Annotated in this window: 9 protein-coding genes, 6 tRNA genes and 1 rRNA gene (1 of these 16 running past the window's edge); all 16 read right to left on the bottom strand. The window is 47.0% G+C overall.

Annotation, left to right across the window (positions count from 1 at the left end):
• Nucleotide 1 precedes the first annotated feature (1 nt).
• Nucleotides 2-976 carry a 4Fe-4S dicluster domain-containing protein gene (locus tag LC508_RS15280; protein WP_103731168.1) on the bottom strand — a complete coding sequence of 325 codons (975 nt, stop codon included), beginning with the start codon at nt 974-976 and terminating at the stop codon, nt 2-4.
• Nucleotides 964-1407 (bottom strand): hydrogenase iron-sulfur subunit, encoded by a 444-nt coding sequence (locus LC508_RS15285; RefSeq protein WP_033143679.1) that lies wholly within the window; start codon nt 1405-1407, stop codon nt 964-966. The genes LC508_RS15280 and LC508_RS15285 overlap by 13 nt, the downstream gene beginning before the upstream one ends.
• A complete protein-coding gene (locus LC508_RS15290) occupies nt 1398-3386 on the bottom strand; it encodes a CoB--CoM heterodisulfide reductase iron-sulfur subunit A family protein (protein ID WP_103731169.1) in 1989 nt (662 codons plus the stop codon). The genes LC508_RS15285 and LC508_RS15290 overlap by 10 nt, the downstream gene beginning before the upstream one ends.
• 6 nt (nt 3387-3392) lie before the next feature.
• Nucleotides 3393-3782, bottom strand: coding sequence for a 4Fe-4S dicluster domain-containing protein (locus LC508_RS15295; RefSeq protein WP_033143680.1), 390 nt, complete (start codon nt 3780-3782; stop codon nt 3393-3395).
• Nucleotides 3779-4579 carry a CoB--CoM heterodisulfide reductase iron-sulfur subunit B family protein gene (locus tag LC508_RS15300; protein ID WP_033143681.1) on the bottom strand — a complete coding sequence of 267 codons (801 nt, stop codon included), beginning with the start codon at nt 4577-4579 and terminating at the stop codon, nt 3779-3781. The genes LC508_RS15295 and LC508_RS15300 overlap by 4 nt, the downstream gene beginning before the upstream one ends.
• Nucleotides 4580-4604: 25 nt before the next feature.
• Nucleotides 4605-5552, bottom strand: coding sequence for an L-lactate dehydrogenase (locus LC508_RS15305; protein WP_033143682.1), 948 nt, complete (start codon nt 5550-5552; stop codon nt 4605-4607).
• A gap of 579 nt (nt 5553-6131) precedes the next feature.
• Nucleotides 6132-8402, bottom strand: a complete 2271-nt coding sequence (locus tag LC508_RS15310) for a sensor histidine kinase (RefSeq protein WP_103732999.1) — start codon at nt 8400-8402, stop codon at nt 6132-6134.
• Nucleotides 8377-9075, bottom strand: a complete 699-nt coding sequence (locus LC508_RS15315) for a response regulator transcription factor (RefSeq protein WP_054353759.1) — start codon at nt 9073-9075, stop codon at nt 8377-8379. Before LC508_RS15315 ends, LC508_RS15310 begins: the two co-directional genes overlap by 26 nt.
• Nucleotides 9076-9527: 452 nt before the next feature.
• On the bottom strand, nt 9528-10094 hold the full coding sequence (locus LC508_RS15320) for a GNAT family N-acetyltransferase (protein WP_033143684.1): 567 nt from the start codon (nt 10092-10094) through the stop codon (nt 9528-9530).
• 119 nt (nt 10095-10213) lie between these two features.
• Nucleotides 10214-10299 (bottom strand) — tRNA-Leu (locus tag LC508_RS15325).
• Nucleotides 10300-10303: 4 nt separating this feature from the next.
• Nucleotides 10304-10377 (bottom strand) — tRNA-Asp (locus LC508_RS15330).
• 34 nt (nt 10378-10411) lie between these two features.
• Nucleotides 10412-10485 (bottom strand) — tRNA-Ile (locus tag LC508_RS15335).
• A 4-nt stretch (nt 10486-10489) separates the two neighbouring features.
• Nucleotides 10490-10562, bottom strand: a tRNA-Thr gene (locus tag LC508_RS15340).
• Between the two features lie 36 nt (nt 10563-10598).
• Nucleotides 10599-10670, bottom strand: a tRNA-Glu gene (locus LC508_RS15345).
• A gap of 6 nt (nt 10671-10676) precedes the next feature.
• Nucleotides 10677-10749 (bottom strand) — tRNA-Asn (locus tag LC508_RS15350).
• A gap of 88 nt (nt 10750-10837) precedes the next feature.
• A 23S ribosomal RNA gene (locus LC508_RS15355) occupies nt 10838-12020 on the bottom strand; it runs 1702 nt beyond the window's last position.

A 12020-nucleotide genomic window follows, 5' to 3' on the forward strand; every position in this document is an offset into this window, starting at 1 on the left:
ATTATCCCCTTTCTGCCACAATGCCTGGCTCTACGTCATCAAAGGTAAAGTCTGTCAGCGGTCCTCTGGAATCTGTGTCTTCACCGGCCTGATATTCTCCGTAGAACTCATTGATGTCCTTGATGAATTTCCGGTTGAACAGATGAAGGGGGATTCCCTGGGGACATACACGGCTGCACTCTCCGCAGTCTGTACAGCGTCCTGCCACATGGAAAGCACGGATGATGTGGAACATCTTCTCTTCAAAGGAGTCCACATTAGCTTTCTGGGAACTGTCAAACTTGTTGCTGTCAAATACACATTTTCTGCAGCTGCATGCAGGACATACGTTTCTGCAGGCATTGCAGCGGATACATTTGCTTAACTCCTTCTGGAAAAACGCAAATTTCTCCTCCGGGCTCATGGCCTCAATGGCAGCCACACTGTCAAAACGCTCTGCGTCTTTTGTCTCTTTTGATTCTCCGATCAGCTCATCGTATATCTTATGCTCTTTGCCTTTGCATACATGGCATCTCTCCAGCATGGCATCTGCATAGGAACAGGTCTTCTCTCCGTAGAGGGTCTGTATGGTCAGGGTATCTGCCCCATCTGTGATCTCGGCGCCGGAAATACTCTCGATTCCCTTGATCCCCATACCTTTGATCTTTTCAATATCCAGCTTGCCTTTGCAGCCCACACCGATAATATAGGCTTTTTCCCTGTCCACCCTGTGCTCCTTGATGAGCTGGTTAAAGCTGTAGGTATCACACGGTTTCAGGCATACCAGGGTCTTTCCCTCCAGTTTGGAGGCTTCAATCATATATTTGCTTAAATTGGCTCCGCAGAATCCGTTGTATACGAAATTCTCAAAGTCCTCTTCTTTTTCAAAATATGCCGGTTCCGGATTGTAAGGCAGGTCTCCCGCTTTCCAGCCGAGAACACGGGCTACGGTACCGTCCGCTAACAGCTCTTTTGCACGGTTAATCAATTCCTGCATCTCAAATCCTCCAATCTTACGTTTTTGCCCAGAGAGCGGACTTTTTCCACAAACTCATTCATGGTAGTGGAGAATTTGACACCCTCTGCGGCTGACACCCATTCCACACGGGTACGTCCGTTTTCCACGCCGATATAATCCAGCATGGAGAATAAAAGTGTCATACGCCTTCTGGCATAGTAGTTTCCTGTGCTGTAGTGGCAGTCTCCCGGATGGCATCCGCAGAGGATCACACCGTCCGCACCTTTCTCAAATGCTCTCAGGATGAACATGGGATTTACACGGCAGGAACATGGCACACGGATGATCTTCACATCTGCAGGATAGGAAAGGCGGCTGCTTCCGGCCAGATCCGCACCTGCATAACTGCACCAGTTACAGCAGAATGCCACAATTTTAGGTCTGAATTCTTCCTTTGTTTCTATCGACATATTGCATCCACCTCCGCTATGATCTGTCTGTTCGAGAATCCCTGTAAGTCCATGGCTCCTGACGGGCAGGCAACGGTACAGGCTCCGCATCCCTGGCAAAGCGCATTGTTCACAACTGCGATACGGCGTGTCTCACGGATTCCGTGGTCATTCACCTCTTTGTCCTCGTAAGTGATGGCACCGTACGGGCACACATTTTCACAGGTGGAACATCCGTTGCAGAGAAGTTCGTCGGATTTGGCTGTACATGGGTTTGTCATCAGCTTGTCTTTTGCAAGAAGCCCGATGGCTTTCACTGCCGCTGCTCCTGCCTGGGAAACAGTCTCAGGTATGTCCTTGGGTCCCTGGCATACGCCTGACAGGAAGATACCTGCCGTTGGGGATTCCACGGGACGAAGCTTGGGATGTGCCTCGGTCAGGAAGTTGTTGGTATCTATGCTGGCTGTGAGCATGGTGGCAATCTTCCTTACAGAAGGATCCGGTTCAATGGCTGTAGCCAGAACCACCATATCTGCCTCCATGAGGATCTGCTTGTTATCAATGAGGTCAACGCCCTGTACTAATAACTGTCCGTTTGGCTGGGGAGCGACTTTACCCACCTGGCCTTTGATGTAGTTCACACCGTATTCCTCCACGGCTCTTCTGTAGAACTCATCAAAGTTTTTGCCCGGGGTACGGACATCAATGTAAAATACAGTCACGTTCACATCCGGATATTTATCGCGGATCAGCATGGCGTGTTTTGCTGTGTACATACAGCATATCTTGGAGCAGTAGCTCTTTCCTCTCTTGTCCGCGCAGCGGCTTCCCACACACTGGATAAACACCATATTCTTCGGCGCCTTCCCATCGGACATGCGTTCCAGATGGCCTTTGGTAGGTCCTGCTGCGTTCATGATACGCTCCAGCTCCAGGGATGTGATCACATCCTTGCTCTGGTTGTACGCATACTCATCGTAATTATCCAGCTTGATGGTGTCAAAACCGGTGGCAACTACAATGGCACCGTACTTCTCTGTAAGGATCTCGTCCTTCTGCTCATAATCAATGGCACCTGCCTGGCATACCTTGGCGCAGACACCGCATTTTCCTGTCTTGAACTTAATACAGTTCTCTCTGTCAATAACAGGAACATTGGGGATTGCCTGGGCAAACGGTGTGTAGATGGCGCTTCTTGTATTCAGGCCCCTGTTGAACTCATTGGAATTCTTCTTGGACGGGCATTTCTCCTGGCATACGCCGCAGCCTGTACATTTGTCCATATCCACACTTCTTGCTTTCTTGCGGATATCCACTGTAAAATCACCTACAAAGCCGGAAACCTTTTCCACCTCGCTGTATGTATAGATGTTGATCTTCTCATGAGCGGATGCCTCCACCATCTTAGGTGTCAGGATACAGGCAGAACAGTCCAGTGTAGGGAAGGTCTTGTCAAGCTGTGACATTCTTCCGCCGATACTGGGTGTCTTCTCCACAATATCCACTTCGTAACCCGCCTCTGCAATGTCAAGTGCGGTCTGGATACCTGCAATACCGCCGCCGATCACCAGGGCACGTTTTGTGACAAGGCTCTCGCCCGGCTTCAAGGACGCGTTCAAATTCACTTTCGCGATTGCCGCTCTTGCAAGGATGACTGCCTTCTTGGTAGCCTCCTCCATATCCTTGTGGATCCAGGAACAATGTTCACGAATATTGGCGACTTCCACCATGTATGGGTTTAATCCGGCTCTCTCCGCTGCCTTGCGGAAAGTGGTCTCGTGCATACGCGGTGAACAGGAACATACCACAAGTCCTGTCAGTTTTTCATTTTTGATAGCCTCTGCGATTTTGGACTGTCCGGCTTCGGAACACATATACTGATAATCTTCCGCATGGACAACTCCCGGCTCCATTTTAGCCATTTCCACTACTTTTTTTACATCTACCGTAGCAGCGATGTTGCTGCCGCAATGACAGACGAATACACCTATTCTCTGCACTTAACCTCACCTCCTGTATCTTCTGAATGCACTGACTAAAAGCTGCTGCGGAAGTTCCGGGTCCAAAAGCTCAGGGATTTCATCAGCCATCAGGTAATCCCCGCCCTTCTCGCGGACCACAAGCTGTCTTGCCGCATCAATGAGTTTGCCCGGTTTTACATCCCTTGGGCAGCGCTCCACGCATGCAAAGCAGGAAAGGCATTTCCAGAGAGATTTTGAGTTCACCAAAGACTCGATATCTTCATTCTGCACATAAGATACAAACTGATGGGGTTTGATGTCCATTTCATTGTAGGATGGACAGGATGCAGAACATTTGCCGCATTTCATACATTTCAGCGGATTGACACCGCTGATTTCCTTAATCATTTCAGCCTGTTTTTTTGGAGTATTCATGCTTTTGCTACCTCCTCTTTCACGCCGAGAGCTTCTGCCAGAAGTTCTGTAAAATAGTATACCGGAAGTCTGCTGCCGCAAGTGCTCTTATTCAGGTTATACAGGCATAATGGACAGGCTGTGATCAGCATGTCAGCTCCAAATCCGGATGCGCTGTCCATGATCTTATCACACATGGTTTTTGACATCTCTTTTTCCTTCAGGGATATGTAGCCGCCGCAGCACTCGTTTCTGTACGGATAGATCACCGGCTCTGCACCGATGGCCCGGATGAAGTCCTCGATGATGGACGGATTCTCCGGATCGTCGAATTCCAGAAGCCCGCTTGGGCGAAGAAGCAGGCATCCGTAGTAAGCGCCTATCTTTTTGCCGGTAAGCGGAGCTGTCACTTTCTCCTTTAACGTGTCGAAACCTATGCGGTCACGGAGTACCTCCAGAAAATGGAGCACTGTCGTCTCACCTGCATAGGGTTCTTCTAACTGCATATAATTATTTGCTCTGGTGCGAATATCGTCTGCGTTCTTCATATCATCATTGACACGTTTTATCACATGATGACAGGCAGAACAGAGTGTTACCAGATCCTGGCCTTTTTCTTTGGCCTCATTGAGAGCACGGACGGAAGAAAGTTTTGTGGCGATCTCGTCAGTGCCCAGCGGATAAACTCCGCCGCAGCACTGCCAGTTTTCAATTTCTTCCAGTTCAAATCCCAGTGCCCTTGCAGAAGCTCTGGCATAAGCATCCAGCTCAACTGCTTTTGTTTTCAGGGTACACCCCGGATAATAACTGTACTTCATAGTTCCTCCTGTTAAAAATCCTGTTTTACAGTTCTATCTGTTTGATAACTTCTTTCAGTGCATTGGCACTTGCCTGAAGTTTTGCAATCTCTTCTTTGTTCATTCTCATCGGCACTTTGCCCTGAATACCGTTCGGTCCAACCAGAGTCAGTGTGCTGACGCAGACATCCTCAATGCCGTATTCCCCGTGCATCATGGATGAAACCGTTGCGATGGAATCGGAGGATGCCAGCAGGATTCCGCACAGCTTACATACTGCCGCTGATACCGCATAGAAAGTAGCGCCTTTGTTCGCAATCACCTTGCCGCCGGATTTCTGCACATAGGTCAGCATCTCGTCCTTATCAAGCTCTTCCACGTCTTTGCCCAGGTTCTTTGCCAGTTCATAATACTCATCCAGGCTGACACCTGATATATATGCTCCAGTCCAGGGGATGAAGGAAGTATCGCCGTGCTCACCGAATACATAAGCGTGGATGTTCTTCTGAGCAACTTTAAAGTGTTCAGACAGTCCGCAGCGGAGGCGCGCCGTATCCAGAATCGTTCCGGAACCGATGATCTGATTCTCCGGCAGTCCTGAGATCTTTGTAAATACATAAGTCATAATATCAACAGGATTGCTTACAATGATGTAAAGCGCGTTTGGCGCAGCCTTTACAATTTCCGGTGTAATGCTCTTTAAAATATTCACATTTGTCTGTGTCAGCTCAATTCTTGTCTGACCCGGTTTGCGGGCGATTCCTGATGTGATGATTACAATATCGGAATCCTTTGCATCCTCGTACTCTCCGGCAACGATGTTGATCGGATCGCGGAAACAGGTACCCTGTGCGATATCCATAACTTCTCCGGCAACCTTTTCTTTGTTGATATCAATCAATACGATCTCTGATGCGATATCCCCGTTAGATAATGTGTAAGCAATTGTTGAGCCAACGCTTCCGGCTCCGATGACAGTAATTTTACTACTCATGCTTGCTCCTTTCCCCTTCCCTTGGGTGGTCCTTATTGTCTTTTTTTTAACAATTAATATTCAAAAAAATGTGAAATCACAAATTCTTTCTCTCTGAGTATGTTTTTCTGTTAAAACATATTTACTGATACCCCCTGGTTTCAGGGCCTTTTGAGAAGAATCTGATTTCGCGCTACGAATTAAGGATATCATATTGATAAGAAATTAACAACAACTTTTTAACGATTTTTTGTACTTTTTTGCCTCATCTACTACATTAATGTAGAAAAGTGCACTTTCGGCCATCTTGTTTTTTGTGCGTGCATTCAAAAAATTAAAAATGCTTAAATTACTTGTATTTTTATGCGTGCAATTTATTTTTGGACTTTTTTTGTCGATTATTTTTTCAATTATTTTCCTGGAATTTTTGGGCAGATTCATGTATGTATACAAAAAACAAAAAATGGTTTTTTCTGAATTTATCACACATTTTTAAGGTGTGCTTACAAAAGCACGCTGTATTCAAAAAAAGACTGCCCCTGCCAGCTCCGTCATTCCGGCACCGCAGGGGCAGTCTTTTTATCTATCAAACATGTTAGTTTAAATATCTTTTATCGGAAATTCCACTGTCACCACAAACAGATCCGCATCCACTTCAATCCCGAACACACCTCCGCACGCCTCTGTAAAACTCCTGGCAATAGAAAGGCCCAGTCCGCTTCCGCCGTCGGTACGGCTCTCATCTCCGCGTACAAACCGCTCGGTAAAATCAATATCCGACGGGATCTCCTCCTGGGAAATATTTTTTACCGTGGCCATTGCTGTTTTACTGTCTGTTTTCAGTGTTATGAAAACGCGTGAACCATCCAAGGAATACTTCAGGGCGTTCTGCAGAAGGTTCTGGAAAACTCTGTAGAGACGGCTGCCATCCGCATGGATCATCACTGCCTCTGCCGGAATCTGTGCTTTAACCGTCACAGAGCTTTCTTCTATCTGTTCCTCCATATCAGCCAGTGTCTGGCGGAGAAGCTTGCCCAGATCCAAATCCTCTAAATTTACGGGGAGCTGTTTGGAGGCCGCCTTGCTGATCTCAAAGACATCCTGCACCATGGATTTCAGACGCTGGGACTTTATATCCAGAATACGGACATAATCCTTGACATCCTCCGGAAGGTTCTCCTCCTGCTTCATAAGCTCCACATAACTGATAATGGAGGTGAGGGGGGTCTTGATATCATGGGATACATTCGATACCAGTTCCACCTTCATACGCTCGCTTTTCATTCGCTCTGACAGAGCCGTATCCATACCATATTGGATATCATTTAGCTGCTGGACAGCGTCATACAGATCTGAATCCTCCGGCACTTTCAGCTTATCCGTCATATTTCCGTCATGGACTTTTTTTATCTGACGAATCAGATCCCCCATCTCTTTGGCGAGTATCCGGTTGTCAGATGCATATTGTCTCATCATACCCGCCAGCAGTGCGATCACCGCCAGTGCCACAAGCAGCAGCACCATTGCAAGGCTTCCGCCATTATCATACAAATAATAAGATGACACAAAGCAGGCCAAAGCCGCAATCACTGACAGTACGATTCCGGATATCATCACCGGTGAAAATTTACGGATCATTTTTTTTTGAAAAGGATACTCCATATCCCTTATCTGAAATAATTTCTGTATATCCCTGACCAGTATCTTTCTGGGTTTCTTTCTGTTATATCTGTAATCATTGATCAGGAGATATAAAATCCAGAAACATATCAGCAGCAGCATGGGATTTGCCAATAAAGAATACATCATCGGATACAATATCTCTGATGCATACTCATAGTACCCCCATCCGTAAAAGACACCCATGTAGTTGTTAAGTCCTGCAATTCCTCCCACAATCACAAGAACTGCCAGAGCGACCTTACATTCCAGCCAGATTTTTCCCGTATAAACCACAAGGAATCTGTCTCCGTCCTTTTTATACTTTCTCAGTGCCAGGTAAACACCCAGAAGCACGAGTCCGGCAATAAACTCCACGATTTTGGCAATGTAGCTGCGCTTTGCATGTTCCATATTTCGGACTATATCATACAGGCTGCTTGTCCCATAATAACTGCCCGAACTGCCGGAATAATTACCCTGCACATAATTTACCGGAGATTTTATCACTGCCATGCGAACTTCTGCCTTTTTTGTTTTTTCATCCACGGTAAAATTCTTATAGCCGGGAATACGCCACTGGCTGTCATCACGGTATACCCCATCCCCATATACATCTACAGCTTTCTTATCTTTGAATACAGACGCCTTACCCTCTGCAAAGACCATATAAAAATTGTAATCTGAAGGCAGACTCTTTTCTCCCTCTTTCAAAATTCCATTCTCATCGTTGGTATATACAGACTTTCCGTTATACCGGATATCATAGATCAGGTTTTTATCGTTTTTAATCGTCTCATGCACTTGTTTTGCGGAAGTTTTATACTCCCAGTCCTCTGAGGTGTAATCCCCATCCCAAGCCGATTCTGCACTTTCCTCGATTACAGTAGTCGCCGCACTCTCCGCAATGCCGCTTCCCCAGGAGATGTCATAAGAATCATCCAAAGCTGCATCTCCATATCTGCTGTACCAGTCCACCGGACCTCCGGCTGCCATGGCAAGAAACGTATCCAGATAATCTGATACAAATCCGCGGAACTCCTCAGTCTCTTCAAAATCCGAGGCAAGCGCATCCTTAACGCTCACCCCCCGGGGGCCGCTCCCTGTCAGAAGATTCAGGCCGGTCAAACCACTCTCCACAAGCAGACAGATACTCAGGAAAAATGCTGCCCAGGCTGTTATCACTTTACATTTTTTCGATTTTATATCCAATTCCCCACACCACCTTTAAGTATTCTGGCTCCTTTGGATTCAGTTCGATTTTTTCACGAATGCGCCGGATATGCACCATAACCGTGTTCTCCGGGGCAAATGCATCTTCTTCCCAGACACGGCAGTAAATTTCCTCTGCGGAAAATACACGTCCCAGGTTCCGCATAAACAGATCCACAATCTTTGTCTCCGTGGCAGTGAGCCGAATGGACTCCCCATCCGCATACAGTACCCGCTCCTCAGCATGATAACAGAGGCGGCCGCTTTTAAACTCCTTTGAGGCGCTGGCTGCATGGATATCTCCCAATCTGGTATAACGTCTGAGATGGCTTTTTACCCTGGCAAGCAGTTCCTGTGAATTGTAAGGCTTTGTCACATAATCATCCGCTCCCATGGAGAGCCCCAGCACCTTATCTGTGTCCTCACTTTTGGCACTCAGTACGATAATCGGTATATTTTTTCTCTCCCTGATCTTCATAATGGCGGACAGGCCGTCCATACGCGGCATCATGACATCCATCAATATAAGCTGAACCTGGTTCTGCGCCAGAAGATCCAGCGCCTCCAATCCATCATAGGCCCGCAGAACTTTGTAGCCCTCCCTCTCCAGTAAAATAGCTATGGCCTTTACGATCTCTCTGTCATCATCTGCCACAAGAATACATTCGCTCATGTCTCCTCCTCCTTAAAGCTTGTATTTATAATACCCCCTCTGTCTTACAAAACAACTGACAGATTCCTTACAGATTTCTTACAATGCTGTCCTTTCTAAAATAGGAGAAGCACCCGCGGTACTTCTCCTACTGTCTCATACATCCATATTCTTATAAGTATAAAGCATAATCGGCAATTATACAAGGCGAACCGAACTGGCTCCTCTGCCCATTTTACACCCCTGCTATTGCCTGCATGCACATCTTTTCTATTACCCAGACTGATGGCCACATGCTCCGGCACATTGTCTCTTCCGTAAATAACAATACTGCATAAACTGCCCTCACGAATCCCGTACTGTCAGTCCCGCCTAAAAGATTATTTTCCTCTACTTTAAATATTATAAATACTGATAAAATAATGCTGTGAATAATACACGTTTTTCGCCCGCAATCTGAGTTTGTAGTTTTACTAATTCCGGCATAATACAAAATACGAATCATATTCTGTTCCATTATGTCCTATTAATTTTTCTTCTGAGCGTTTAAATCCTAAATCTTTCAATGCCGCAATACGTTCTGTCGCTGCTATCGTAGCTTTTGTAGCAATTTTATCACAACCAAACAAGGTATATGCAGGTTCAATTATCAATCTTAATATCTCTATAATCTCACTTGAAATTTCATAGTCACTTCGAATATCTAATCTAAGTAATCCGCAATTTGTAAAATAATCGGCAGCATCTCTGTGGAATAATTCAATTGTTCCGATTGCTTCATCCGTTGTTTTTGATACAATAGCCCACCGAACAAATCCCTGTCTGTTATACTCCCAAAGCCAATATTCTATTGCCTGTTCCATTCTATTTTCCGTTGTATAATGAAAGTCGTCCCCACCACAATTATCACTATTAAAAAATGGTACTGCCTTATCATCAGAGTATACCTTTAATAGATCTTTTTTGTCCTCTTTACTTACCATTCTCAATATATAACTCTCGTTCTCATATTCGGGACAATTCTTATATACATCCACCATACTATTCCTCCTGGAAAAATTCCGAATCTATCGACCTGATACTAACCTTAGTAAAACAAAATCCTCCTAAAAAAATAAGAGAAACGCTGAAAACCAACGTTTCTCCTACCTTTACTTACTGCCGCAGACCGGAATCGAACCGGTACGGGTATCACTACCCACGGGATTTTAAGTCCCGGGCGTCTGCCAGTTCCGCCACTGCGGCAAAACGACCCAGAAGAGACTCGAACTCTCGACCTCCGCCGTGACAGGGCGGCGCTCTAACCAACTGAGCCACTGGGCCAAAACTTATTAACTTGTAACCTTTAACTGATAAATGGACCTTCGGGGACTCGAACCCAGGACCGACCGGTTATGAGCCGGTTGCTCTAACCAACTGAGCTAAAGGTCCATAAAGCCGATGATCGGACTCGAACCGATAACCTGCTGATTACAAATCAGCTGCTCTGCCAATTGAGCCACATCGGCGTACCTGTTTAACTTATTGTTTCAATCCTTATTGAATGACTCCAAGGGGATTTGAACCCCTGTTACCGCCGTGAAAGGGCGGTGTCTTAACCGCTTGACCATGGAGCCAAAAAACTCCCCCTGTTGGACTCGAACCAACGACACTGCGGTTAACAGCCGCATGCTCTACCGACTGAGCTAAGGAGGAATAGATACAATGATACACCGTACCTTCAAAACCGCATATACAAAACTCAAAAACCTTTTTTCAACTCCGCCGTTCGCACTTCCGTGCTCAGGTCAAGCCCTCGACCGATTAGTAGCAGTCAGCTCCATACATTGCTGCACTTCCACCTCTGCCCTATCTACCTCGTCGTCTTCAAGGGGTCTTACTTCTTTAAAGAATGGGATATCTCATCTTGAGGGGGGCTTCACGCTTAGATGCCTTCAGCGTTTATCCCTTCCAGGCTTGGCTACCCTGCCATGCAGTTGGCACTGCAACAGGTACACCAGCGGCCCGTCCATCCCGGTCCTCTCGTACTAAGGACAGCTCCTCTCAAATATCCTACGCCCACGCCGGATAGGGACCGAACTGTCTCACGACGTTCTGAACCCAGCTCGCGTACCGCTTTAATGGGCGAACAGCCCAACCCTTGGGACCTACTACAGCCCCAGGATGCGATGAGCCGACATCGAGGTGCCAAACCACTCCGTCGATGTGAACTCTTGGGAGTGATAAGCCTGTTATCCCCAGGGTAGCTTTTATCCGTTGAGCGATGGCATTCCCACTTAATACCACCGGATCACTAAGCCCTACTTTCGTACCTGCTCCACCCGTCGGTGTCGCAGTCAAGCTCCCTTCTGCCTTTGCACTCTGCGAATGGTTTCCAACCATTCTGAGGGAACCTTTGGGCGCCTCCGATACTCTTTCGGAGGCGACCGCCCCAGTCAAACTCCCCGCCTGGCATTGTCCCACCGCCGGCTAACGGCGGCTGGTTAGAAGCCCAATACTGCAAGGGTGGTATCCCAACATCGGCTCCATGGCAACTGGCGTCACCACTTCTTAGCCTCCCACCTATCCTGTACATGCAATACCGGACCCCAGTACCAAACTGGAGTAAAGCTCCATGGGGTCTTTCCGTCCTGGCGCAGGTAACCAGCATCTTCACTGGTACTTCAATTTCACCGGATGCATTGCCGAGACAGCGCTCAAATCATTACGCCTTTCGTGCGGGTCGGAACTTACCCGACAAGGAATTTCGCTACCTTAGGACCGTTATAGTTACGGCCGCCGTTTACTGGGGCTTAAATTCAATGCTTCGTTTCCTGACATCTCCTCTTAACCTTCCAGCACCGGGCAGGCGTCAGCCCATATACCTCACCTTTCGGTTTCGCATAGACCTGTGTTTTTGCTAAACAGTTGCTTGAGCCTATTCTCTGCGGCCATCTCTCGATGGCACCCCTTCTCCCGAAGTTACG

Source organism: Blautia parvula (assembly GCF_020215665.1).
In the GTDB taxonomy this organism is placed as follows: Bacteria; Bacillota; Clostridia; order Lachnospirales; family Lachnospiraceae; genus Blautia; species Blautia celeris.